Consider the following 24,296-nt stretch of genomic DNA (forward strand, 5'->3'; position numbering starts at 1 on the left):
ATCGCTTTGCGGAGGTCTGGTGGGTGTGCCGGAAGCGCCTGTTGACTGGTACGGCTACTGCCTCTGTTCAACCCACCGAAAACGATCGTTTCCGGCGCGGTATCACTTGGTTGCCGGGGCGGTCGCCGCTAACGGGAGCCGGAACCCCGTTCTGGCATGGGCCTTCGGTTGGTGCCGCGACCGGACTTGCTAGCGGTCGAGCTGCGGAGGGCGCGTTTGTGGCGGGCGTACTCTTGTCCGATGACTCGACCTCTCACGAAGTGGCATTCCGCGCACGCAGAGCTCGACCTACGTCGGGATGTGCCTTCCATAGCCGCGCCGGGAGAAAGAACGGGGCGATGATGTTGGCGACGCATCCGGGTGAACCCCACCGCGGCGATCTCGCTGGGCGGCTCAACTGGCTCAGAGCCGGAGTGCTCGGCGCGAACGACGGCATCGTGTCGGTCGCGTCGCTCGTCGTCGGTGTCGCGGGGGCGACGACCGATTCCGCGACGCTGCTCGCCGCGGGTGTCGCCGGTCTCGTCGGCGGTGCGATCTCGATGGCGCTCGGGGAGTACGTGTCGGTGAGCAGCCAGCGAGACAGCCAACGGGCTCTGATCGAGAAGGAACGAGGAGAGCTGGCCGATAATCCTGCGACCGAGCTCGAGGAGCTGGCGGGCATCTATCAGGCGAAAGGTCTTAGCCCGGCGACCGCACGCCTCGTTGCGGAGGAGCTCACCGCGCACGACCCGCTGACCGCGCACCTCGAAGCGGAACTAGGCATCACGGAGAATCAGGTGGTCAGTCCGTGGGCGGCGGCGGGGGCCTCCGCACTTGCCTTCGCACTCGGAGCGCTGCTTCCGCTCTTGGCGATACTGCTCCCGCCTCCCGAGATCCGGGTGCCGGTCGCTTTCGCGGTGGTGCTGCTGGCGCTCGCGCTGACCGGATTCCTGAGCGCGAGGATCGGCGGGAACCCCGCGCTGAGGCCCACGATCAGGGTGGTGCTCGGTGGGGCGATCGCGCTGGTGGTCACGTTCGCGATCGGTACGCTGCTCGGGACGAGTGGCGTTGCCTGAGAGACAGATATGAGTTGCCTATCGGGAGCCGTTCCTTAGACCTGTCTCAGAGTCGGCGCAGCACGATTCCCCTATGACCACTCTGACGACGAGACCGCGTGCTTCCGTCCCCGCCGCTTCCCCTGAGCCACGGCGGGCAGCCCATGGCCGCGCGCGGGTCTGGCGTGCAGCGGCGATCACGGTGATCTGGGCGACCAGCCTGTTCGTCGTCGCTTTGTGGATCGCCTGTGGTGGAGTGACCGCAGTCCTGGGAGTCAACGCCGAGACCGTCACGACGCTCGGACGCCTCACCGGGTTGGTCGCGGCGAATCTGCTGCTCTATCAGGTGCTGCTGATGGCGCGCGTCCCGCTGTTCGAGCGCGGATTCGGTCGCGACGGGATCACGCGGCTGCATCGCTTCGTCGGATTCTGGTCGTTCTGGTTGATGGGCGCGCACATCGCACTGCTCGCGGTGGGCTACGCGATGGCTGCCGGCATCAACCCGCTCGTCCAGCTGTGGAGCTTCATCTGGGAATACCCCGGCATGCTCCTGGCGACTGCCGGCACTCTGCTGATCCTGCTCGTGGTCGTCACCTCGATCCGGCGTGCTCGTCGGCACCTGCGGTACGAGTCCTGGCACCTCCTGCACCTGTACGCGTACCTGGGCGTCGGGCTCGCGCTGCCGCACCAGCTGTGGACGGGCGCCGACTTCCTGTCCTCACCGATCGCGACCGTCTACTGGTGGTCGATCTGGGCGCTCTCCGCAGGATCGGTACTGCTCTTCCGCATCGGGATGCCGCTGCTGCGGTCCACTCGTCGGGCCCTGCGGGTGGCGGGGGTCGAGGCGGACGGTGCTCGGGGCGTCACCATCCGGGTCACCGGTCGCGACCTCGCGACGCTCGGTGCCAGGGCTGGTCAGTTCTTCGTCTGGCGGTTCCTCGATGGACCAGGCTGGACTCGCGCGCACCCGTTCTCGCTCTCCGCTGCGCCGGGAAGCGAGCTGACGTTGACTGCCCGTGTGCTGGGCGACGGCACGCGACGCCTCACCGCGCTGCTCCCTGGCACCAGGGTCATCGTGGAAGGACCATACGGGGAGATGACCGGTGAGCGCAGGACCGGGACGAAGCTGCTTATGATCGGCGCAGGCGCCGGGGTCGCACCGCTCGTCTCGCTGCTCGAGACGGAAGGCTACGGACCGGGAGAAGCGATGCTTATCACCCGGGAGTCCGCGGCCGAGGACGCTCTTCGGCAGGAGGCCATCGCTCACCTCATCAGTACCCGTGGCCTGAGCTACCTGCCGTTCATCGGCCCGCGATCTTCCGGCGCGTCGAGCTGGATCCCTGCCACGCACGAGGCGTGGTCGGGCGCAGATCTCCTCCGCCATCTCGTGCCGGAGCCGAAGGACCACGACGTGTTCATCTGTGGCGGTGAGGCCTGGATGAAAGACCTCAGGCGCGACCTGGTTGGCGCCGGGTTCCCCGCCCATCGCATCCATTCCGAATCGTTCACGATCTGAGCAGGGAGACGGCCATGAAGAAGATCCTCTACACGCTGCTCGCGACCGTCAGCGGACTCGTGCTGCTGTTCAGCTACCGAACGTCTCTGGAGGCGGTCACCCCGACCGACGCCAGTGCGGCGACAGCGGGCAGTTCATTGACGACCGCCGAGACCGGCGCGAGCGGCTCGGGAACCACATCGACGAACTCGGGAACCATGTCTGGCACCGGCCTCGCCGACGGAACCTACACCGGCGCATCATCGCAGACCCGCTACGGGCCGGTGCAGGTGCAGATAACCGTCTCCGGTGGACAGATCACGGACGCACAGGCGGTCGATTACCCGAACAGCAACGGTCGGGACCGGCAGATCAACGGCACCGCGATCCCGAGGCTCGTCTCGGAGACGATCCAGGCGCAGAGCTCGAAGATCCAGATGGTGTCCGGTGCCACATACACGAGCGGTGGCTACCTCTCGTCGCTGCAGAGCGCGATCGACCAGGCGCAGAGCTGATGCGTACCGCGAATGAGGTGACGCGGGTCTGGGTCGAGGAGATCATGGGCATTCCGATGAGCATCCATCTGATTGCTCCGGGGGAAATGACCGACGAGGGCGCCGACCGGGCAGTGCGAGCATGCTTCGACGAACTGCGTGACATCGACCGGGTCTTCTCGACATATCGCACTGATTCCGACATCAGCCGCATCCGTCGCGGTGAACTCTCCATCGCCGACGCTGACAGCAGGGTGGCGCTGGTCGCGGATGCCTGCGAACGCGCCGAAGAGGAGACTGGCGGCCTGGTCTCCGCCCGGTGGCGGGGAAGGTTCGACCCGACGGGATACGTCAAGGGCTGGGCGGTGGAAGCTGCGGGCCGTCGGCACCTCGAGCCGCTGCTGGCTGCCGCGACCGCGGTCGGCATCAACGCCGGAGGAGACCTGCAGCTGTTCACAGCCGAGGGAGCCGACTGGCGATGGCCGGTGGGAATCGCCGACCCGCACGACCGCGGTCAGTTGATCGCGGTGGTCGACGTGGTGAACGGTGCGGTGGCGACCTCAGGGACGGCGGAGCGCGGGCATCATATCCTCGATCCGCGCACCGGTAGGCCCGCGACAGGCACCGCGTCGGCCACGATCGTGACCGACGGTCTCACGCAAGCGGACGTCTGGGCGACCGCTGCCGTGGTGGCCGGCCCGGCGAACCGCTCGTGGATCGCGGCTGCGGGGTCGCGCACCGGCATCGTCGTCGATGCTGATCGTCGCGTGACCCGCTGGCTCGGCACGACGATGGTGGACGTGCAGACGACGACGGTCGGTTCGCATCCGATCGGAGGAGACGCACTCGTTCAGGGATGAGCCGGCAGTGTGAGCAGGAAAGTCGTGCCGGATGCTGTCGACCGTTCGACCTCGATGGACCCTCCGGCACGGCGAGCGACATCTCGCACGAGTGAGAGTCCGAGACCGAAGCTGCGAGGGCGCCCACTCTCGCGCGGACGCGCGAAGCGCTCGAAGACCTGCTCGGGCGAGATGCCTTCGATCCCGGAGCCCTCGTCGATGACGCGCACCGTCACGTTGCGGGCGTCCCGCGCGATGCGGATCGAGACGGTACCTCGCGCCGGGGAGTGCTGCACGGCGTTGTCGAGCAGCGCGACCAGGATGCGGACGAGCGTGACTTCCGGCAGCTGCGCCTTCACCTCCTGATCCACGGTGATCGCGAGCGAGACCTCGGAGCGCTTCTCGCTCGTCGTCATCGCTGCGACCGCTGTCGCCGCCGCTGTCGCGACGTCCGCGTTCCCGTCGGCGAACGATTCTCCTTCCGCGGCGATGAGCAGGTCGTTGAGCACGTCGGCCATCATGTCCGCATCGCGCCGGAGGTTGGTGAGACCCGCTCCGAGGTCCTCGCCTCGGTCATGACGGCGTTGCAACACCTGGATACGGCTCGTCAGCGCCGTCAGCGGCGTACGCAGTTCGTGGCTCGCGTCGGCCACGAAGTTTCGCTGCCGACGCAGCGCCTCCCCGAGCGGGCGGACCGATCGTCGAGCGGCGACCGCGGCGACAACCCCGAGCAGCACCACGCCGATCACTCCGATGATGATCACGGCCGGAACGATCACGTCGATGTCGACGATGAAGTCGTCCCGCGTTCCGGCGGGACCGCCGAACCAGCCGCCGCCGTGCTCCTCGCCTTCGCGGCGCGACGTTGAGAGCACCACCGCGATCAGCACGCCGATGCCGATCGCGACGATCACACCCGACGAGACTCCGACCCAGAGTCCGATGGATAGCGCTGCGCGACGCACGCGTCGATTATCGGCGTCGCTCATGACGGTGTTCCCGCGCGGTAGCCGCGTGCGCGGACGGTCTCGATCATGTCGGGGGACGTCTTGCGCCGCACATAGTGCACGTACGTGTCCACCGAACTCGTCGTATCTCCTTCATGGAACACGGCGCGGAGGATCTCGTCCCGACTGAACACGTGCTCGGGGCTGGTGCTCAACAGCTCCAGGAGCGCGCTCTCCGTCGCCGTCAGCGCCACTCGGATTCCAGATGGATCGTACGCGGCCTGGGCGTCCGGCGTGAACACCCACTCGCCGAGGCGTCGACGTACCCCATCAGCCCTGAACGCGCGTCGCAGCGCCCGAAGGCGCGCCAGCAGCTCGTCGTAATCGAACGGCTTCACCAGGTAGTCGTTCGCTCCGCCGTCGAGACCGGTGACACGATCGTCCACGGTGCCGAGCGCGGTCAGCATCAGGACCGGCGTCGTGATGTGCGCGGTACGCACGGCACAGATGAAATCGACGCCGTCCATGCCGGGGAGGCGTCGATCGACCACCATGGCGTCGTATCGCCTGCTCAGCGCGAGCCGGAGCGCGGTCTCGCCGTCCGCGGCATGCTCGACGTCGTACACCTCTTCCAGCACTTCGACGGTCAGCGCAGCGATCTCCGCATCATCTTCAACATAGAGCAGCGAACCGCGTGGCCCCTGTGCCGAGTCGCCCATGGTCGTCGTCCCGTCTTCCGCGATCGAGACCATCAGCGTACGCCCGGCGCAAACCGGGTCGGGTAACCCGGATGATCTTCCGCATGCCGTCGTCCGTCACACCAGAAACGATCGTTTTGGCGTCACTGGCCCGGTGGCTCCTTATGAGGCGCCACAAACGATCTTCGGAAACCCCTCTCGGCAGGGATTTTCGGCGCACCACGTCAAGAGGCGTTGTGTCCGTGATCGCTTAGACAGAACTAGCTGACAGCTGGAGGTGTGGGTGGCGTTCAGCTCTCGTCTGCGCTGCTGGGCTGATGTTCCACCGCTGGCGCGCGTCCTTCTTGGTACACGGAGGGTTCGGGTTCGGGGTGTCGTCGCCCCTGGACGACGAATAGCGCGATGCCGAGGGCGACGACGACGACGGATGCCCAGACGTTCGCGGGGATGCCGAACAGGGCGTCGCTGGTGGGGTCGATCCTGATGGCCTCGAGCCAGCTGCGTCCGAGGCCGTACCAGATCATATAGAGGGCGAAGGTTCGTCCCCACCGGAACCGGTATCTGCGCTCGAGGAGGAGGATGATCGCCACGCCGATCAGGTTCCAGATGATCTCGTACAGGAACAGCGGGTGGAACAGCGTTCCGGCCGGGAGGCCGTCCGGGAACATGGTGTCCGTCGGCAGGATCTCGAGCCCCCACGGCAGCGTGGTGGGCAGCCCGAAGAGTTCGTGGTTGAAGTAGTTGCCGATCCGACCCATGGACTGCGCGATGAGCATCGCGGGCGCGAGAGCGTCGGCGAAGGACCACAGCCGGATACCGGTTCGTCGGCAGCCGATGTACGCACCGACAGCGCCGCCCAGGAGGGACCCGTAGAGGGCGTTGCCGCCGTCCCAGATGGCGAAGATGTTCCCGAGGTTCGCGCCCGGATAGAAGTAGTCCCCGACGTGGGTGAACACGTGATAGAACCGGGCTCCGATGATGCCGATCGGGACAGCCCAGATGACGATGTCGACAACCACGCCGTCCTCCGCGCCTCGTGCCGACAGGCGTCGTTGGGTGATGATCACGGCGGCGATGATCCCGGCGATGATGCACAGCGCGTAGGTGTGGATTGTGAGCGGCCCGAGGGTGAACTGTGCCCACGACGGTGGGGGGCTGGGAAGACTCGTCAAAAGCACGAAGCACCGCTCCTCATCTGGCATCACTGTGAATGCTTCAACACATCATTGTTCAGCGCCGGTCCCATGCGAACAGCGCCCTGGGAAGACTAACGGTGTTCGACACGGGAATCGTCGAACTCCTCCCAGGTCACCAGGCGAGGGCCCCGAGGAGCGGGCCTGACCGGTTCAGGCCAGGGAGAGGAAGAGCTTCTCCAACTCGGCGGGGGAGGTGACGTCGTCGGCGTCCGGATCGGTGAGGCATTCCCGCAGCGCGGTCGAGATCACGAGGAATCCGGCCCGGTCGAGGGCCTTCGAGACGGCGGAGAGCTGCTGCACGACGTCGCGGCAGTGCGCGTCGTCCTCGACGGCCGTAATGACCGCCGCCAGCTGGCCCTGAGCTCGCTTGAGGCGGTTGACGACTTTGCGCTTGGCTTCGGGGTCGTGGACGAGCGGGTCGCCGGTGACGAGGGTGTCGGTCATGGGTGGTCCTTCCGTCGAGTTGACAACCACTATACCCCCTGGGGTATCGTATTCACATGAACTGATACTCCCCGGGGTATCGCCGAGCAAGGAGATCAGCGTATGTGCAGAGCAACGAAGTGCCACACCTGTGGAAAGACGACCTGGACCGGGTGCGGTCAGCACGTCGCATCCGTGCGGAAATCCGTGCCCGCATCCGACTGGTGCAATGGCAGCCATACCCGTGCCGAAGTCCAGGCCGCCCAGTCTCAGCGGGGTGGCTTCTTCGCCCGCCTGTTCGGACGGTGATCGGCGATGGCAACTGTTGAACTGACCACCGGGAACTTCGAACAGCTCACCCACGCCGAGGGCATCGCGCTGATCGACTTCTGGGCTGAGTGGTGTGGACCCTGCCGGGCCTTCGCCCCGGTATTCGATGCAGCATCCGACAGGCACCCCGACATCCTCTTCGGGAAGGTCGACACCGAGGCCGAGACCGCTCTGGCCTCCGCCCACCGCATCACCTCGATTCCGACCCTGATGGTCGTCCGCGACGGCGTCCTGGTCTACCGGCAGCCGGGAGCTCTTGCCGAACCGCAGCTCGAGCTGCTCATCGAGAAGGCCCGCGAACTGGACATGGACGACGTCCGCCGCCAGCTCGCCAACACCGCTACCCCCTGAAAGGACCTGGCACCATGTGCGCACGAATCACCTGCTCCTCCTGCGGCAAGCCCACCTGGGACGGCTGCGGCCAGCACATCGAACAAGCCCTCGCGGGCGTCCCCGTATCCCAGCGCTGCACTTGCACGCACTGACCCAGAAGAAAGCGACGGAGACCCTTATGCTCCTCGAACGCCTCTACGACGACGACCTCGCCCACGCCAGCTACATCATCGGCTGCCAGCGCACCGGTGAAGCGATCGTCGTCGACCCGCGCCGCGACATCCAGGTCTACCTCGACCTCGCCGCGAAGAACAGCATGACCATCACCGCGGTCACCGAGACCCACATCCACGCCGACTACCTCTCCGGCACCCGCGAGCTCGCAGCCCGTACCGGGGCGACGATGTATGTCTCCGGCGAGGGCGGCCCGGACTGGCAGTACGGTGTCGGGTTCCAAGACGCCACCCGGATAATGCACGGTCACCGCATCACGGTCGGCAACATCACGGTCGAGGCGGTCCACACTCCCGGGCACACCCCCGAGCACCTGTCCTTCCTCGTCATCGACGGCGCCACGACCTCCGAGCCGGGCTATGTCCTCACCGGTGACTTCGTGTTCGTCGGGGACGTCGGACGCCCGGACCTGCTGGACGAGGCCGCAGGCGGCATCGACACCCGCTTCGACGGCGCACGGGATCTATTCGCGAGCCTCCGCGACCACTTCCTCACCCTGCCCGACTACGTGCAGGTGCTCCCCGCGCACGGGTCGGGGTCCGCCTGCGGCAAGGCGCTCGGCGCCGTCCCAAGCTCGACAGTCGGATACGAGCGGCGTTTCGCCTGGTGGGCTCCCTACCTCGAGGCCGGCGATGAGCAGGGATTCATCGACACGCTGTTGAACGATCAGCCCGACGCACACGCCTACTTCGCACGAATGAAGCGGCAGAACCGCGTCGGACCGGCCGTGCTGGGCGAACTTCCTCCGCTCCTCGAGCGCAGCGTCTTCGATCTTGACGCCGACATCGACGCCGACCGGGTCATCATGGTCGACACCCGCCACCACTCCCTCGTGCACGAGGGCACTGTTCAGGGCGCGCTGAACGTGCCCGGAGTCGCGAAAGCAGCCAGCTACGGCGCCTGGGTCTACGACCCCGACACCGAGACGCGGCCGCTCGTCCTCATCATCGACTCGGGGGACGCCGCGGCCCGGTTCCGGGATCATCTGCTGCGGGTCGGCATCGATCAGGTCGACGGGTTCATCACCACACTCGATGGCCTCCCCACGGTGCAGCCCAAGACGATCGCCCCCACCGACCTGGACCAGGTCGACGCGGCGCTCCTCCTCGACGTGCGAAACCGTACCGAGTACAACGCCGGGCACATCCCCGGCGCCGCGCAGCTCTCCGGTGGTCGGGCCCTCTGGCACACCGACGAACTGCCCGCCGGCAAGATCCTCACCTACTGCCAGAGCGGCGTCCGCAACAGCGTCGCCGCCAGCGCCCTGCGCCGGGCCGGCCTCGACGTCATCGAGATCGAAGGCAGCTACAACGCCTGGCTCGCCGCGACGCCGTCTCGGCCGACGGCCGCCTGAGCGGCCGAGGAGCTCGAGTGGACACCTCCATCATCCTCGCGATGACTCTCGCGGCCCTTGTCGGTGTCGCACTCGGGCTCCTCGGCGGCGGGGGCTCCATCCTCACTTTCCCCATCTTCTCCCTCGTCCTGGGCATCGGAACGAGGGAGACGATCGTCTCCTCTCTCTTCGTCGTCGCTATCACCAGCGCCGTCTCCGCCGCCTTCCGTGTGCGCCGACGCGAGGTGCGCTGGAAAGTCGCCGGCGTCTTCGCGGCGACCGGCTTGATCGGGGGAATCGGTGGCGGGATGGTTGGTCAGCTGCTACCAGAAACCGTGCTCACCGTTCTGTTCGCGGCGATCATGATCGTCACAGCGATCGCCATGATGCGGCCGCGACGAGAACGCGCGGCGCGCCCTCCGACGCGGCCGGTCGTCCGTGGAATCCGAACGACAGGTACGGGACTCGGCGTGGGAGTCCTCACAGGGGCACTGGGAGCAGGCGGCGGGTTCCTCATCGTCCCCGCCCTCACCTTCCTCGGCCAGCCCATCGCCGCTGCAGTGGGGACATCGCTACTAGTCATCGCCGTGAACTCGTCCGCCGGCTTCCTCACCCAGATCACGACCGTGGCCATCCACTGGCCCATCGTCCTCACCTTCACCGCGCTCGCCGTCGCCGGATCCTTCATCGGTCTGGCACTGTCGCATCGCCTCCCGGCTGCCGGCATCCGCACCGGGTTCGGGGTTCTGGTGCTGGCCGTGGGGCTGACCATGCTCGCCACCCTCATCATTCAGACGCTCTCCGCCTGACCACCACCAGAAAGAAGCCCATGCCTCACGCGACCGACACCGCGCCCCGCACCGGGGAACACGTCGACGGATACGAGGTGCCCGTCCTCGACGAGCACGCCGTCCGCATCGCCGCCGGCATCCTCCTCGCCATAGGCATCACCGCCCTTACCATCACGCTCGCCTCCGACAGCATCAGGCCGCTGCAGATGTTCGGCATGTTCTTCCTCCTCGACATGACGACGCGCGTACTCATCAGCGACCGGCTGTCCCTCACTCTCGCCCTCGGCCGTGCTCTGACACGCCGCCGCCGTCGGCACTGGGTGGGCGCGCCGCAGAAGGTCTTCGCCTGGTGGCTCGCCCTCGGTCTCGCTGCTATCTCGTGCGTGACGATGAGCGCTGGAATGGTCCCGCTACCCGTGACTCTCGGGCTCTGCGGAGTCTGCTTCACAGTCCTGCTCCTAGAAGCCACCCTCGGGTGGTGCGCGGGATGTGCCCTGCACCAACGCTTCAGTAGGCAGCCCACCCGCCACTGCGCCAACGGCGCCTGCGACCGCTGACACTCTCGCTCCCTCACAACGAAAGGACGCACATGGGCCGCCTAACCCTCACCACCCTCGCCGTCATCACCGCACTCACGCTCACCTCCTGCGCCAGCACACCCACACCACAGGCTGACCTCGGCCCCGACGCGGTCATCATCGACGTGCGCACCCCCGCCGAGCGCGCCACCGGCCACCTCGACGGCGCCCTCCTGCTCGACGTCACGGGCGGCGACCTCCAAGCTGCGCTGCCGGACCTTGACCCCGAAGCCACCTACCTCGTCTACTGCCGTTCAGGTAACCGGGCAGGAGTCGCCATCGACCTGATGAAGCAGGCCGGCTTCACCGACCTCCTCAACCTCGGCTCCCTGGAAGACGCCGCCGCCACGACAGGCCTCCCCGTCGTGCAGCCCTGAGACGTACGTGCTCGCCCCCACGAGCACGTACCTGCGTGCACAGCACGCCACCGCATCGCTCGAGCACTGCCTCGCGATGCACAGTCGGGGCGGGGTCGCCAGATGCCCGCCCCGACTGTTCAAACCTGCTCGCCTTAGCCCACCGAAAACGATCGTTTACGGTGAGGTCAGGTGTCGTGCGCTTTCGAGGGTGCCACTAACGTTCGCCGGAAGCGCGTTTCGGCAGGCGCTTTCGGCAGCTCCCGTTGATCGCCGGCGGACGGAAAAAGTCGATGCCTACCCGTCGAACACCTCACCACTAGCAAATGCGGCATCCTCGGCTAAGAGTTCCACGAGGGGTGTTGGACACTTCGTGAGGATGTCTCGTTCTGCTGACGGCATTGGCTGCGAGCGAAAATCGGCCCTCACGTCGTAGCAGGTGTAAACCTCGCTTGGCCCGTTGTAGGCATAGCCATCATCGGTCGGGATGGCCGGTCGTGGTCCTGAGGCGATGAACACCGAGACGTGAGCGAAGGCATCCGTCGAAGAGATGTTGTAGAGGACGATGCCACCCTGCTCGATCTCGAACTCAGCCGCTGAGAGGGCGTCGCCATCCCACCGTGCGCCAGGAAGGGTGTCGAGGTAAGCCGTCGGACCATCAACTGGGGGACTGTAGAGACGCTGGGATAGAGGATCTTCGAAGGATGCGACTTGTCGCCAGAGCACACCATCTATTCCGCTGGGATAGCCATGGTATTCGACAGCGCATCCTGTGAATGTTGTCGTCGCCACGATTGCGCAGAGGAACATCGCGCCCGCTCTGCCCTTCCGCCTCATCTCCACGCTCTCACTCTCTCACTCCGAAGCTCGAGAAATGTCGGAGATGTGGTTCAACGGGATCCCCCGGAGAATAGCCGCGATCGCAGCCGAAATCGATCGTTTACGGCGCGATCCTGGCGTGTGCAACGGAAGGCCTGCCGAAAACGCGCGGCGTAACCACCAAGCGGCAGAGGTTTTCGGCTGAGCGTGCGGGTGACAGCGACGCTAGGAGCTCGCCACTAGTCAGCGTCGGGAGCTACGTTAACGTCCCAACCGCCTAACGAGTCAGGCAGCGAGCTCGTCCAGCGCAGCATGTCTTGCCAGGGAAGAGGGGTCGCATGTACGACGCTGGGCTTTCCCGCGCATAGGTCGTACCCCCATTGGAACGCTGCAATCGGCGTGATCACTCGCGGTTCGTAAACAGAGAACCGGACAAGATATGAATGGGCGCGCCATTGAAGGTCTGGCGCGTTGGGATTCGCGGGGGCGTCAAACAGCGTCGGCAGAAACCCAAGCGAACTGAAAGGACCCTGCTGGTTCAGGCTCGGCATATTGTCCAAGAACGCTGTCGAGGGCGATTCATCTGCGGGGGTCATCTCCACGAACTGAACCCAGGCGAACACAGCGTTGTAGCCGGAGCCGGCATGCTCAACGGTTGCCGTCATGATCGGGTAGCCGATGAGCCGTTCGTGTGGCACATCGTTCAGAAGGGCGTTCAGCCCAGTCTGCGAAATGTTCGTGCTCGTCACCGTGTCTACAGTGACGACGCCTGCAAACCCCTTCGACTCGAACGGGATGCGCAACACCTGACCCGTGCTCATCCTCTGAGCCTACGGTGGGTCTCATCTGACGAAGGGCATACTCCGTAGTTGTGGAGTGCCGAAAACGATCGTTTACGGCGTGATTTCGTATTCTGCTCTGCGAGGGGTGCCGCAAACGTGCACCGGAAGCCGGTTTCGGCAGACTATTTCGGCGCGCTGGAGGGCCGAGCCTCGCGCTCGATGCCGAGCTTGAGGGTCGAGGAGCGGCGGCGTCGGTGGATGACGAAGAAGGGGCGACCCGAGGCCGCCCCTTCTTCTTGCGTGAATCGTGACTCAGTGCCCGGCGCCGAGGTTTCCGGTGAGGCGGCCGTGGAACGCTGCTGCGGTGTCGTTCAGGCCTTGGATGGTGACGGTCTTCCCGTGGTTTTCGTACTTGGTGACGATGGCGTCGAGGGCGGCCACGGTGGAAGCGTCCCAGACGTGGGAGTGACTCATGTCGATGACTACCGTGTCGGGGTCGTCGCCGTACTCGAACTGGGTGGTGAGGTCGTTGCTGGAGGCGAAGAAGAGTTCTCCATCGACGGCGTAATGCGCTGTGTCGCCGTCGTCACTGAGGGTGCGGGTGACGCTGACGAAGTGTGCGACGCGTCGGGCGAACATGATCATCGCGGCCACGACTCCGAGGATGACGCCAACGGCGAGGTTGTGGGTCCAGACGGTGGCGATGACGGTGATGAGCATGACGGCGGTCTCGCTCTTCGGCATGCGCTTGAGCGTGCTCAGGCGGATGCTGTGCCAGTCGAAAGTCGCAATCGAGACGAGGATCATGACGGCGACGAGCGCTGCCATGGGAATGATCGCCACCACGTCGCCGAGCGCGAGCACGAGGACCAGCAGGAAGACGCCGGCGAGGAAGGTCGAGATCCGGGTGCGTGCGCCGGAGGCTTTGACGTTGATCATGGTCTGGCCGATCATCGCGCAGCCACCCATGCCGCCGAACGCGCCGGAGAGAACGTTCGCGGCGCCCTGTCCAAGTGCCTCGCGGGTCTTGCGGGAGTGGGTGTCGGTGATGTCGTCAACGAGCTTCGCGGTCATGAGCGACTCGAGCAGGCCGACCACGGCCATAGCCAGCGCGTAGGGAGCGATGATCTGCAGCGTCTCGAAGGTGAGCGGCACATTCGGAATGAACAGCGCCGGCAAGCTCTCGGGAAGTTCTCCCTGATCGCCCACGTTCGGCACGTTCCACGCGAAGACCACGACTGCCGCGGTGAGCAGCACGATCGCGACGAGTGGCGCCGGGATCACCTTCGTGATCCGCGGCATGAGATACATCACCAGCAGGCCGACCGCGACGAGCGGGTAGACCAGCCAGGGAACGCCGATGAGCTGCGGAAACTGCGAAGTGAAGATCAAGATCGCCAGAGCGTTCACGAACCCGACCATCACCGAGCGCGGGATGAACCGCATCAGCTTGGCGACCCCGAGCAACGCGAGGACGATCTGGATGAGTCCACCGAGCAGGACCGTGGCGATGAAGTAGTCCATGCCGTACTCACGAGCGACGGGCGCGATGACGAGCGCGATTGCTCCGGTGGCCGCGGTGATCATGGCAGGGCGTCCGCCGAGGAACGCGATCGCGACGGCCATGATGAAGGACGAGAACAGGCCGACTCGGGGGTCGACGCCCGCGATGATCGAGAACGCGATCGCCTCCGGGATCAGGGCAAGGGCGACGACGAGGCCCGCGAGGACTTCACGGGTCAAAAGGCGCGGGCTGCGCAGCGCCTGCATGACGGTGGGTTCGATGCGGTAACGCGACGCGGAGTCGCGGGTGGGGGTGACGGCAGTCATGTGCCCTCCGGGTGCTGGGCTCTCTCGTGAGAGCGCGGGAAACGAATGGGAGCGCAGCGGTGCGCAGGCGTCGGTCAGGCCGACACGGAAAGATAAGGGGAGCGGGCGCGAGAGCCGCGCCGATCTAGACTCTAACGTAACGTGAGTGTTGTGGGGAAATCAGTGGAAGACGAACACAGGACCGTCGAGACGATGCGGATCGGCGAAGTGGCCGAGCGCACGGCGCTCTCGTTCCGCTCGCTTCGACACTGGGACGACGTGGGGCTCGTGCAGCCGTCCGCGCGCACGGAGGGCGGGTTCCGGCTTTACACCGAGAAAGATGTCGATCGCATCCTCATCATCCGCAGAATGAAACCGTTGGGATACACCCTCGACGAGATGCGCGAACTCCTCGACGTCGTCGACGCCCTCACCGTCGACCCGAGCGACGTGGCGTTGCGCGCCCGGATCGATGACATCCGCGACGGCGCCGACCAGCGTCGCCAGAAACTCACGGAGCAGCTCGCCATGGCCGACGAGTTCGTGCAACTGCTCGGTCAGCTCTAAAGAGAGACGGATGCACCGCGTTGGAGGCCTCGGCCCATAGTCGATCGGTCTGCCGAAAACGATCGTTTGCGGCCGGGGATCCTCGGTGCTGGTGGGAAGCGCGACACGCCGTGCCTCGCTCCGCCGTAACCCCCTGCCGAAACCGTAGGGCACCGAAACAGGTGATGTGTGGGTTTCGGCGCAGGCTCTGTCAGCAAGAAAGCACCCGTAATCGAGGTCTAGAGGTTCACTCGTCAAACCGTCGTCGCTCATGGGCCAGTCTGAAGATCTGACTCGTCTGCGTGACCTCAGCTGGCTGCATTGCCATCCCGAGGGCGGAGCGTCAGGTTCGTCACGCGTTGTGGCTTGCCCGCAGGATCAGCGCCGCACACCGCTGTCAATCTCCCGACACTTGCTTTAGCCCGGACTAAGTCCGATCGAGCGGCGGGTAATCCGATGTAAAGCGGTTAGTCCGATCTAAAGACGTAACTCACAAGAACCCTTGACATCCGCTCTCACTCGGGTCTAACGTACAACCAAATGGTTGCACAAAGAGAACTGAGCGAAGCGGAGGTCGACCGTGTGTTCCACGCATTGGCGACGTCGACCCGACGCGACATCCTGCGTCGGACGATCGAGCGGGAGCAGTCCGTCTCGACCCTCGCCTCCGAATACGAGATGTCGTTCGCCGCGGTGCAGAAGCACGTGGCCGTGCTCGAAGCGGCGAATCTCATCGTCAAGCGCGCCGAGGGACGCGAGCGGCTCGTCCGCGCGAACCCCGAGATGATCGCCCGCGCCAGGGCGCTCCTCGCCCGATACGAAGAGCTGTGGCGTTCGCGCATCGCCCGGCTCGACGAGCTGCTGGCCGAGACGCCGGCATCCCGCACCGATACGACAGACACCACCGATGTTCCACGAACCGAAGAAGGAGACTGACATGCCCGTCACGGATGTCACCACTGATGCCGACAACCTCACCATGACCGTCGTCGCCGATTTCGCGGCGCCGATCGAGCGGGTCTGGGCCGCATACAGCGACCCGCGCCAGCTCGAGCGCTTCTGGGGCCCTCCCGGATGGCCGGCCACCTTCACCGCCTGGGACCACACGGTCGGCGGACGTGCGCAGTACTCGATGAGCGGGCCGCGCGGCGAGAAGTCGTCGGGGTCGTGGGAGTTCCTCTCGATCGATGCCCCGCACAGCTTCGAGGTGCTCGACTCGTTCGTCGACGATGAGGGCAACCCTCTCGACGGCTTCCCCGCGCAGCGGATGTCGTTCGCCTTCGAGTCCACCCCAGGCGGCACCCGCATGGTCACGACCAGTCACTTCGACTCGGTCGAGGCGATCGAGCAGGTCGTCGAGATGGGCCAGATCGAGGGTCTGAAGCTGGCGATGAGCCAGCTCGATGCCGTGCTGCAGGATCTGCGCGACTACGCGCAGGGCAAGGGCACGCAGGTCGAGCTGCTCGACGACACCCACGTGCGCATCAGGCGTCTCGTCGAGGGACCGCGCGAACTGGTCTGGCGTGCGCACAACGACCCCGAGCTCATGAAGCAGTGGCTGCTCGGACCCGACGGGTGGGAGATGACCGAGTGCGTGGTTGCCACCGAGGTCGGTCAGACCTACCGCAACTCGTGGGCGCCCGTGGGCGACACCGAGGGGCAGCCGTTCGGATTCGAGGGCGAGGCGCTGCTGATCGACGCACCGCGGCGGTCGGTGCAGACCGAGCGGATGATCGGGATGCCGGTCGAGACGCTGAACGACCTGAACCTCTACGAAGAGGACGGGGCGACGCTCATCACGCTCTACATCGAGTACCCCGACAAGGAGACGCGCGACATGATCCTCGCCACCGGCATGGCCGACGGCATGGAGACCTCGTACGCCCGCCTCGAGCGGGAGCTGCTCGCGGTCTGAGCTCCACGACTCCGGAAGGCCGGTCGCATCCCTCGGGGAACGGCCGGTCTTCCGCCGTTCCGGTGCAGAGCTTCGGAGTTATGGAGCGGCGGGAGCGGAGCCGGCCGCGTCGCGGCGCGGGCGGCGCGTCGACCAGATGGCCAGGGCGATCAGCACGGGCTGGAAGAACAGGCGCACGAATCGCTTCATGTCGGTGTCGAGGCCGAAGCCGTCGCGGTGATGCGTCCACTGCGCGATGTTGCCGGGGAAGACCGCGACGAAGAACAGTGCGGTGATCACGCCGACCAGTCCGCGGTGCTTGCGCGCGACGAGCAGCGCGGTGCCGAGTCCGATCTCGACGACCCCCGAGGCGAGCACGGTCACGTCCGGGTCGATGGGCACCCACTCCGGCACCTGCGCCTGGAACTCCTCGCGCGCGAACGTCAGATGCGAGACGCCCGCGAAGACGAGCGAGGAACCCAGGAAGACCCGGCCGATGGTGCGTGCGACATTCTTCGCCATGGTGCGAGTGTACGCGGGGCCCTCAGGGGTGAGGGCCGTCAGATCAGGCGGCGGAGCGCCTCTTCGAGCGTGACGCCCTGTGCCTCGGCGCGATCGCGCAGGCGGGCGTGTTCGTCGCTCGACAACGCGAGTCGCACCTCGATCGGATCGTCGACCGGCGCGTAGAGGCTGTCGAGCAGATCGGATGGCTCGGCCCACAGAGGTTCGGCGAGAGACGTCGCGACGGCCGGGGATGCCGCAGCATCCTGCTCGCCGCGTGTCGCTGCGGCGGCGATCGGGGCGGATGCTGCGGCAGCGGCCCCGGCATCCGTCGCCATGGTGAACCCGGGCCCGCGGCGCGGCTCCTGCTGTGCCTGGTAGGCCTTCGCCGCGGCGTTCGCGCGCTCGTCGGCCGCCTCGTTCAGGGGGTGGCCGGCGTGGCCCTTGACCCACGAGAACTCGACGTCGCGCCCGCGGATCGCCTCGTCGATGCCCTCGAGCAGGTCGCGGTTGAGCACGGGCCCGCCGTCCGACTTGCGCCAGCCCTTGCGCTTCCATCCCGGCATCCACTTGGTCACCGAATCGATCACGTAGCGGCTGTCGCACTCGATCATCAGCTTCTCGGAGATGCCGGCCGTCGCCTGCAGCAGTTCGAGCACGGCCCGCAGCTCACCCTGGTTGTTCGTGCCGTGCGGGGAGCCACCCGCGGCCCAGTTGGCGTCGTCGATGTACCAGGCCCAGCCGTTCGGGCCGGGGTTGCCCAGGGCGGAGCCGTCTGCGGCGGCGGTGATCGTCATCCCTCAACCGTAGCCGCGCGCGGCGACACTCCTTGCGCGGCTACGTGCGTTCGCCTCCGCCCGCCGCGGGACATAGTGTGGATCGATGCCTACCGACTTCTCCTGGGATTCCTGGGTCGGCACCGCCGCGTCGATCGCCATCCTCACGGTGATCTCTGCCGCCGCACTCGCGGTGCTGGCGCTCGCCGCCTCGCTGCTCAGCCGTCGTGTGCCATGGGTGCGCGATCTCGCCAGACGCGTGCGCAACGCGATGATCGCGACGACCGCTGTGGTCGCGATCTGGATCGCGGGTGCGATCTCAGAGCCGGCGACACAGGAATGGTGGCCGGTGGTGTCCCGGCTGTTCCTGATCGCCACGATCCTCACCGGCTCGTGGTTGCTCGGCGCATCGATCTCATTCGGCTTCGAGCGATTGATGGCCAGAGAGGAGACGCTGCTCGTCGGTCCGGAAGCCCGCCGCCGTCGCACGCAGCTGCTCGTCATCCACCGGCTCGTTCTGGTCACGATCGCCGTGCTGTCTCTGGGGGCCGTGCTCTTCAGCTTCCCCGAGATGAGGGCCGTCGGCACCAGCCTGCTGGCCTCGGCCGGCATCGTGAGCATCATCGCCGGACTCGCTGCGCAGTCGATCCTCGGCAACCTCATCGCAGGGGTGCAGGTCGCTTTCACCGATGCGATCCGAGTCGGCGACGTGGTCGTCGTCGAAGGCGAATGGGGGCGGGTCGGCGAGATCAACCTGTCCTACGTGGTCGTCTACATCTGGGACGAGCGCCGCCTGGTCATTCCGTGCAGCTACTTCACGACGACACCGATCGAGACCTGGACGCGACGTTCCGACAAGATCCTCGGCACGGTCTACCTCGATCTCGACTGGCGAGTGCCGATGGATGAGCTGCGGCTGGAGTTCCAGCGCATCGTCGAGGCGTCACCCGCCTGGGACGGCCGTTCCTACGACTCCGCGGTGACGGAGGCACAGGGCGGTTACGTCACGGTGCGCCTGGTGATGTCGGCCAAGGACTCGGGCGATCAGTGGACACTGCGCTGCGAGGTACGGGAGAAGATGATCGGCTGGCTGCAGCGTGAGCATCCCGAGGCACTCCCCCGGACGCGAGTCGACCTGGGTGCCCCGCAGCTCGCGGACTGAGAAGGCGGGTCAGCCTTCGGGCTCGCGGTCTTCGGGCTCGCGATCTTCGATCGAGAACGCCGCGGGAGCGGGCGGGGCGACGGGGAAGGCGACGGAGCTGATCGATGCGCCGGCACCGAGGCCGAGTCCTATGGCCAGCGGGTCGACCGCCGGCGCGGCGTCGAGCACCTCGGTCTCCGACCGCTCGAGCGGCTCGGAGGGCAGAGTCCACTGATTCTCTTCGTCATCGGAGCGCTGCTGGAAAAGTCCCATGGGTCCCATTCTCGACCCGCCTCGCGAAGGGGCGGTCGGATTCACACCGGATTGATCGGGTCAGGCCTCAGCCGGCTGGCGCCGACGGAAAGTGAAGTACCCCTCGACAGCGCCGTGATTGACGACGCCGGTGCCGGTGCTGAGCATGCGCGCCGAGGTGGTCGCCCCGGACTCGACGAACGTGTACCCCGTGTGATCGAGCCGCCAGCCCACGCGTTCGACCTCGCTCAGGAAATAGCCGATGCTGTCATCGCTCATGAATCCGTTCTGCGCAGATCCCCAGGTCGAGGCCTCGCCGGTGAGTCGGCTGACCTCGACGTTGAGGTGCAGCAACGCGTCACCGCGGTGGTAGGCGTCTCGGGCCAGCTGCAGCAGCCGGGCGGCCTCTTCGGTCGTCACGGGGTTGTGCCTCTCGTCGTCTGTGGATCGTTCGGTCAGGCCGCGGCCTCGCGGACCGCATCGACGAGTTCTCGCCACGGCCCGTCGAGTGCGGAGTCGGGGAGCTCGCGTTCGCGTTCCTCCGACGGTGTGCGCACGCGGATCAGCCACACGAAGCGGTCTGCGCCAGAATCGGCATCGCTGTCGGCATCCCACGGGCAGCTGTCGATCATCGCGATCCAGTGGTGCGTCTCGGTCGGGTCTGGTTCCACCCGCCACTTGCGACGGATGCCGGCGATGCCGCCCGTCCGCACCACCGCGATGACGACCGGCGCGTCACTCGACTCTGGGGACTCGCTCATCCTCATAGACTCCCACGGTCGCCCACGCACGTCGAGCGGCTGCGGCAGTCGCGTCGTCGATGGCGGATGCCGCGGCGAGGGTCGCGTCGGCGAACTCCGTGAAACTCGCAGTGCTCGACAGGCCGCCGGTGAGCGCGCGGTACCAGACCGTTCCGGCGGTCTCCCAGGCGTTGCCGCCGAGGTCGATGGCGAAGAGGGCGAAGGCCCGGTTGGGGATGCCCGAGTTGATGTGCACGCCGCCGTTGTCTTCTGTCGTGCGCACGAATCCGCTCATGTGATCGGGCTGCGGGTCTTTGCCGAGCTCGTCGTCGTCGTAGGCCGTTCCCGGGGCGATCATCGACCGCAGCGCACTGCCCTGCACGGCCTCCGTGAAGATCTCCGCCCCGATGAGCCAGGTGGCATCTGCGGCGGTCTGCCCGAGGAGGTACTGCTCGGTGAGCGCGCCGAAGACATCGGCGATCGACTCGTTCAGCGCGCCGGGCTGACCCTGGTACTCGAGGTTTGCGGTGTACTGCACCACACCGTGCGCGAGTTCGTGGCCGATCACGGTGGTCGATGAGGTGAAGCCGACGAACACCTCGCCGTCGCCATCGCCGAACACCATGCGCTCGCCGTCCCAGAAGGCGTTGTCGTAGTCGATGCCGTAGTGCACGGTGGCGTCGAGAGGGGCGCCGGCGTCGTTGAGCGAGTTGCGCCCGAAGGCGGAGAGCAGCATCTCGAACGTCGCCCCGAGTCCGTCGAACGCCTCGTTGACCGACGTGTCGGCCACCGGCTCGTCGTCTTCGGCGCGGACGATCGCCCCGGGGAGGTTCTGGGTGTTGCCGGCGTCGCTGATCGTGCGGTTCGGCGCGTCCGACAGCTCGGCGACCAGGTCTCCGTTCTCGTCGATCGACAGATCGATGCGCGCACGGAACGGCGGTCTGCCCGCCGTCAGCGTCTGCCGTGCGGCGGCGGCCGCACGGGGATAGCGGCCCGACTCGGCCAGGCGCGCGAGCAGGTAGGACGGGACGACTCCGGGGATCTCGGTGTGGCTGCTCATGTTCAGACCCTACGCCGGGGGTCCGACGTTCGGGCGAGGGCTGGCGGGGCCGTGCGGAGTCGCCGTACGTGCGCCTCGGTCGGCCGGATGCGCCTGCATCGGCCGGATTCCGGGCCTCTGGCCGAGGGAAGCATGTGTCACCGAGCCGGCGCACACGGACGGTGTCGGAACGACACGACGATAACGGGAAATGACGCCGACTTGATACTGAGAATCGTTATCAATAAAGTGGGCTCCTGTGACCCCCTCTCCCCGCGCCGGCCGCACTCTCCTGTTCGTGTCATTGCTCGCGGCCACCCTGACGGTGACCTCGTGCGCAGCATCCGATGCCCCGGCTCCTGCATCGAGCGCGAGCATTCCGCCGAACGACGGGGTCGACGGCGGGGGAGCGGCCGAGGTCGCATCGCCGGCTCTCGCGCTCGTCGTCGCCGACGCGGACGGCGAGCTGACCCTGCTCGACCTCGAGACCGAAGAACGCTCGACGCTCGCAGAGGGGGACGCGGATGCGGATGCCGTGCTCGGCGTCGGCCGCTTCGCCCACGTGACCCATGTCGAGGGAGACCGCACGGTCGTCGACGTGATCGACTCCGGCCGCTGGACGGTGCCGCACGGCGACCACTCGCACTCCTTCTTCGGCGACGCGGGGGTGCTCGGAACCATCGACGGAGAGGGCCCTGTCGACATCCGAGTCGGTGACAGTGCGACCGCCATCCGCTTCGGCAGCGACGTCGCCCTCATCGACCACGAGAAGCTCGCCGATCTCGACGACGCGCCTCACCTCACACTCCCCGTCGACCCGGCCGGACCCGTCATCCCGTTCTCCGGGCACCTCCTCGCCGCCACCGACGAGACGATCGAGATCCTCGACGCGGAAGGCGCCGCGACCGGCATCGCCGTGCCCTGCACGAACGCGACCGACGTCGACCTCACCCGTGTCGGCGCCGTCTTCGCGTGCGACGCCGGTGCCGTGCTCGTGACCCGCGAAGTCGGCGGTGCGCTCGTCGCCGAGTCGATCCCCTACCCCGCGGGCGCCGTCGCGGCACCGGTTCTCGCCGGACGCGCGGACCGACCGGATCTCGCAGGCGTCGCCGGCGACAGAGGCGCCTGGCTGCTCGACTCCCGAGCCCGCGAATGGATGCTGCTCGCCACGGACACCCCGCTGCTGCGCGCCGTGGCCATCGGCGACGACGACAGCCGCACCGTCGTGATCGCGGCGGACGGCACCGTGCGGGTGCTGGCCGCCGACGGCTCGGAACTCGTGCGCACGAGCGCCCTGCTCGCCGCATCCGTCGCGGACCCTGCCCTGCGCGACCTCGTGCACCTCGTCATCGACGCCGATCACGCGTACGTCTCCGACCCGGCCACAGGCGCGGTGCACGAGATCGACCACGGCGACGGCACCGTCTCCCGCACTTTCGACGGCCTCGATCCGCAGTACCTCCAGCTCGTCGGCTGACACCGGACTCATCGACGGCATCCGTCGTCACGCGCACCCGCGCACCCCCCCAGAAGAAGGAGACACCCATGCATCGACCCGCCCGCAGCCGCCTCGCGGCCGGCGCGATCGCCACGCTCGCCGTGGTCGCACTCGCCGGATGCGCGACCGCCGCGCCGTCGGCATCCGGAAAGCCCGAGTCGTCGTCGGACCACGAAGGCGACACCAGAGTCGCCATCGCCTATGACGGCGGCATCACCGTGCTCGACGGCGAGACCCTCGAGACCGTCGACTCCGCCGAGCTGAACGGCTTCCTGCGCGTCAACCCGGCCGGCGACCACGACGGACACGTCTTCGTCACCGCGGCCGACGGATTCCACGTGCTCGACACCGGCCTCGCCTCGGACACGGTGGAGTTCACCGGCGAGATCTTCGACGCCGTCACCCCGGGCCACGCCACCCCGCATGCCGGGCGCACCGCTCTGTTCGACGACGGCACCGGAGACGTGACGCTCTTCGACACGGATGCCGTCGGCACCGGCACGCTGCCGGACTCGCGGACGGTCGCATCGGAGGCCGCTCATCACGGAGTCGCGATCGAGCTGTCCGACGGCACGCTGCTGTCGACCATCGGCACGTCGGAGTCGCGCAGCGGCGCCCGCCTGCTCGCGGAGGACGGCGGCGAGCTGGCCCGCAACGAGCAGTGCCCCGGGGTGCACGGCGAAGGCGCGCTCAAGGGCGAGACCATCGTGTTCGGCTGCGAAGACGGCGTGCTGGTGTTCGCCGACGGAGCGTTCACCAAGCTCGAGGCGCCTGACGACTTCGGTCGCTCGGGCAACGCGTACGTGACCGAGACGAGTGCGATCGCCGCCCTGGACTACAAGTCCGACCCCGACCAGGAGGGCTACCTGCTGTCGCAGCTCGCGCTCGTCGACACCGACGCGCAGAGCCTGTCGGTGGTCGACCTCCCGGAGGGCGTCGAGTACACGTGGCGCGGAGTCGGCCGCGACGGGCACGACAACATCATCGTGCTCGCATCCGACGGCACCCTGAACGTGCTCGACGAGACCGGCGCGATGGTCGACTCGTGGGATGTGATCGAGCCGTGGGAGAGCCCCGACGAGTGGCAGCAGCCGCACCCGGGACTCCGCGTGGTCGGCGACGTCGCCTACGTGACCGAGCCGGCAGAGAACCGTATCGTCGCCGTCGATCTGCACACCGGCGAGGTCGCGGCCGAGGCGACGCTCGACGTCGTGCCCGGCGAGTTCGTCGTGGTCGGCGCCGCCGGCCACTGACCGGCGCGAGGTACCGCTCCACAACTCCGGAGATCCACGCGGCTCTCGTTCCCCGTTGTGCGCCGTTCCGGGGAGCGCGAACCCGGTGGTGCGCGCGTCTCCGGAGTTGTGGAGGTCGAGCCCCGGCGCCCCGCCCGCGCTCCCAGGAAGACACCCCGAGAAGTC

At 67.0% G+C, this 24,296-nt stretch carries 28 protein-coding genes; 15 read left to right on the top strand and 13 right to left on the bottom strand.

Translation table 11 applies throughout. The annotated features are described in order from the left end of the window. The first annotated feature begins 338 nt into the window (after positions 1–338). From AKG07_RS14250 to AKG07_RS14265, 4 genes are all read left to right on the top strand, one after another. Positions 339–1,055, top strand: coding sequence for a VIT1/CCC1 transporter family protein (locus AKG07_RS14250; protein ID WP_136042897.1), 717 nt, complete (start codon positions 339–341; stop codon positions 1,053–1,055). 73 nt (positions 1,056–1,128) lie between these two features. Then, complete coding sequence (locus tag AKG07_RS14255; protein WP_042538265.1) at positions 1,129–2,550, top strand: ferredoxin reductase family protein; 1,422 nt, start codon at positions 1,129–1,131, stop codon at positions 2,548–2,550. A gap of 14 nt (positions 2,551–2,564) precedes the next feature. Continuing rightward, positions 2,565–3,044 (top strand): FMN-binding protein, encoded by a 480-nt coding sequence (locus tag AKG07_RS14260; RefSeq protein WP_042538263.1) that lies wholly within the window; start codon positions 2,565–2,567, stop codon positions 3,042–3,044. Next, the gene (locus tag AKG07_RS14265; protein ID WP_052492863.1) at positions 3,044–3,883 is read left to right on the top strand and encodes an FAD:protein FMN transferase; all 840 of its coding nucleotides are present in this window, start codon (positions 3,044–3,046) and stop codon (positions 3,881–3,883) included. The genes AKG07_RS14260 and AKG07_RS14265 overlap by 1 nt, the downstream gene beginning before the upstream one ends. Here AKG07_RS14265 and AKG07_RS14270 read toward each other — a convergent pair. From AKG07_RS14270 to AKG07_RS14285, 4 genes are all read right to left on the bottom strand, one after another. Beyond that, a complete protein-coding gene (locus tag AKG07_RS14270; protein ID WP_042538261.1) occupies positions 3,874–4,851 on the bottom strand; it encodes a sensor histidine kinase in 978 nt (325 codons plus the stop codon). The genes AKG07_RS14265 and AKG07_RS14270 overlap by 10 nt on opposite strands. Further along, entirely contained in the window at positions 4,848–5,561 is a 714-nt protein-coding gene (locus tag AKG07_RS14275; protein ID WP_228385636.1) for a response regulator transcription factor, read from the bottom strand. Before AKG07_RS14275 ends, AKG07_RS14270 begins: the two co-directional genes overlap by 4 nt. 236 nt (positions 5,562–5,797) lie before the next feature. Next, entirely contained in the window at positions 5,798–6,685 is an 888-nt protein-coding gene (gene lgt / locus AKG07_RS14280) for a prolipoprotein diacylglyceryl transferase (RefSeq protein WP_052492873.1), read from the bottom strand. Positions 6,686–6,853: 168 nt separating this feature from the next. Beyond that, positions 6,854–7,147: a metal-sensitive transcriptional regulator gene (locus AKG07_RS14285; RefSeq protein ID WP_042538258.1), complete on the bottom strand. Its 294-nt coding sequence runs from the start codon at positions 7,145–7,147 to the stop codon at positions 6,854–6,856. 294 nt (positions 7,148–7,441) lie between these two features. Here AKG07_RS14285 and AKG07_RS14290 point away from each other — a divergent pair, with 294 nt between their 5' ends. The 5 genes from AKG07_RS14290 to AKG07_RS14315 all read left to right on the top strand — a co-directional run bounded on the left by AKG07_RS14290 (position 7,442) and on the right by AKG07_RS14315 (position 11,102). Beyond that, positions 7,442–7,807, top strand: coding sequence for a thioredoxin family protein (locus tag AKG07_RS14290; RefSeq protein ID WP_042538256.1), 366 nt, complete (start codon positions 7,442–7,444; stop codon positions 7,805–7,807). A 160-nt stretch (positions 7,808–7,967) separates the two neighbouring features. Continuing rightward, positions 7,968–9,377, top strand: a complete 1,410-nt coding sequence (locus tag AKG07_RS14300; RefSeq protein ID WP_042538252.1) for an MBL fold metallo-hydrolase — start codon at positions 7,968–7,970, stop codon at positions 9,375–9,377. Positions 9,378–9,394: 17 nt separating this feature from the next. Then, a complete protein-coding gene (locus AKG07_RS14305; RefSeq protein ID WP_042538250.1) occupies positions 9,395–10,165 on the top strand; it encodes a sulfite exporter TauE/SafE family protein in 771 nt (256 codons plus the stop codon). Between the two features lie 20 nt (positions 10,166–10,185). Continuing rightward, a complete protein-coding gene (locus AKG07_RS14310; protein ID WP_042538248.1) occupies positions 10,186–10,704 on the top strand; it encodes a DUF4395 domain-containing protein in 519 nt (172 codons plus the stop codon). A gap of 32 nt (positions 10,705–10,736) precedes the next feature. After that, positions 10,737–11,102, top strand: a complete 366-nt coding sequence (locus AKG07_RS14315) for a rhodanese-like domain-containing protein (RefSeq protein WP_042538246.1) — start codon at positions 10,737–10,739, stop codon at positions 11,100–11,102. A 276-nt stretch (positions 11,103–11,378) separates the two neighbouring features. Here the strand turns inward: AKG07_RS14315 and AKG07_RS17740 are convergent, their stop codons facing one another. The 3 genes from AKG07_RS17740 to AKG07_RS14325 all read right to left on the bottom strand — a co-directional run bounded on the left by AKG07_RS17740 (position 11,379) and on the right by AKG07_RS14325 (position 14,512). After that, a complete protein-coding gene (locus AKG07_RS17740; RefSeq protein ID WP_136057006.1) occupies positions 11,379–11,924 on the bottom strand; it encodes a hypothetical protein in 546 nt (181 codons plus the stop codon). Between the two features lie 215 nt (positions 11,925–12,139). Next, positions 12,140–12,721: a hypothetical protein gene (locus tag AKG07_RS14320; protein WP_042538244.1), complete on the bottom strand. Its 582-nt coding sequence runs from the start codon at positions 12,719–12,721 to the stop codon at positions 12,140–12,142. A 273-nt stretch (positions 12,722–12,994) separates the two neighbouring features. Continuing rightward, positions 12,995–14,512: a SulP family inorganic anion transporter gene (locus AKG07_RS14325; protein ID WP_042538242.1), complete on the bottom strand. Its 1,518-nt coding sequence runs from the start codon at positions 14,510–14,512 to the stop codon at positions 12,995–12,997. Between the two features lie 192 nt (positions 14,513–14,704). On the opposite strand from AKG07_RS14325, the gene AKG07_RS14330 reads away from it, so the two are divergent. From AKG07_RS14330 to AKG07_RS14340, 3 genes are all read left to right on the top strand, one after another. Then, positions 14,705–15,058 carry a MerR family transcriptional regulator gene (locus AKG07_RS14330; RefSeq protein ID WP_042538356.1) on the top strand — a complete coding sequence of 118 codons (354 nt, stop codon included), beginning with the start codon at positions 14,705–14,707 and terminating at the stop codon, positions 15,056–15,058. A 519-nt stretch (positions 15,059–15,577) separates the two neighbouring features. Further along, complete coding sequence (locus tag AKG07_RS14335) at positions 15,578–15,973, top strand: ArsR/SmtB family transcription factor (protein ID WP_053098499.1); 396 nt, start codon at positions 15,578–15,580, stop codon at positions 15,971–15,973. 1 nt (position 15,974) lies between these two features. Next, the gene (locus AKG07_RS14340; protein WP_053098500.1) at positions 15,975–16,952 is read left to right on the top strand and encodes an SRPBCC family protein; all 978 of its coding nucleotides are present in this window, start codon (positions 15,975–15,977) and stop codon (positions 16,950–16,952) included. A 78-nt stretch (positions 16,953–17,030) separates the two neighbouring features. Here AKG07_RS14340 and AKG07_RS14345 read toward each other — a convergent pair whose 3' ends face one another. Together AKG07_RS14345 and AKG07_RS14350 are read right to left on the bottom strand one after the other, a co-directional pair. Next, on the bottom strand, positions 17,031–17,453 hold the full coding sequence (locus AKG07_RS14345) for a DoxX family protein (protein ID WP_053098501.1): 423 nt from the start codon (positions 17,451–17,453) through the stop codon (positions 17,031–17,033). 38 nt (positions 17,454–17,491) lie between these two features. Beyond that, positions 17,492–18,229, bottom strand: a complete 738-nt coding sequence (locus tag AKG07_RS14350; protein WP_053098502.1) for a ribonuclease H family protein — start codon at positions 18,227–18,229, stop codon at positions 17,492–17,494. An 85-nt stretch (positions 18,230–18,314) separates the two neighbouring features. On the opposite strand from AKG07_RS14350, the gene AKG07_RS14355 reads away from it, so the two are divergent. Further along, positions 18,315–19,370 carry a mechanosensitive ion channel family protein gene (locus AKG07_RS14355; RefSeq protein WP_053098503.1) on the top strand — a complete coding sequence of 352 codons (1,056 nt, stop codon included), beginning with the start codon at positions 18,315–18,317 and terminating at the stop codon, positions 19,368–19,370. A gap of 9 nt (positions 19,371–19,379) precedes the next feature. On the opposite strand, the gene AKG07_RS14360 is transcribed toward AKG07_RS14355, so the two are convergent. The 4 genes from AKG07_RS14360 to AKG07_RS14375 are packed head-to-tail and all read right to left on the bottom strand — an operon-like array spanning position 19,380 to position 21,401. Continuing rightward, entirely contained in the window at positions 19,380–19,622 is a 243-nt protein-coding gene (locus AKG07_RS14360; protein WP_053098504.1) for a hypothetical protein, read from the bottom strand. Between the two features lie 60 nt (positions 19,623–19,682). Then, positions 19,683–20,021 carry a hypothetical protein gene (locus AKG07_RS14365; protein ID WP_053098505.1) on the bottom strand — a complete coding sequence of 113 codons (339 nt, stop codon included), beginning with the start codon at positions 20,019–20,021 and terminating at the stop codon, positions 19,683–19,685. Positions 20,022–20,056: 35 nt separating this feature from the next. Continuing rightward, complete coding sequence (locus tag AKG07_RS14370) at positions 20,057–20,362, bottom strand: protealysin inhibitor emfourin (RefSeq protein WP_053098506.1); 306 nt, start codon at positions 20,360–20,362, stop codon at positions 20,057–20,059. Then, entirely contained in the window at positions 20,337–21,401 is a 1,065-nt protein-coding gene (locus tag AKG07_RS14375; RefSeq protein WP_053098507.1) for a M4 family metallopeptidase, read from the bottom strand. The genes AKG07_RS14370 and AKG07_RS14375 overlap by 26 nt, the downstream gene beginning before the upstream one ends. 238 nt (positions 21,402–21,639) lie before the next feature. Here AKG07_RS14375 and AKG07_RS14380 point away from each other — a divergent pair, with 238 nt between their 5' ends. Together AKG07_RS14380 and AKG07_RS14385 are read left to right on the top strand one after the other, a co-directional pair. Then, entirely contained in the window at positions 21,640–22,857 is a 1,218-nt protein-coding gene (locus AKG07_RS14380) for a hypothetical protein (RefSeq protein WP_053098508.1), read from the top strand. Positions 22,858–22,925: 68 nt separating this feature from the next. Next, the gene (locus AKG07_RS14385) at positions 22,926–24,131 is read left to right on the top strand and encodes a hypothetical protein (protein WP_053098509.1); all 1,206 of its coding nucleotides are present in this window, start codon (positions 22,926–22,928) and stop codon (positions 24,129–24,131) included. Positions 24,132–24,296 lie beyond the last annotated feature (165 nt).

Source organism: Microbacterium sp. CGR1, assembly GCF_001266755.1.
Lineage (GTDB): Bacteria > Actinomycetota > Actinomycetes > Actinomycetales > Microbacteriaceae > Microbacterium.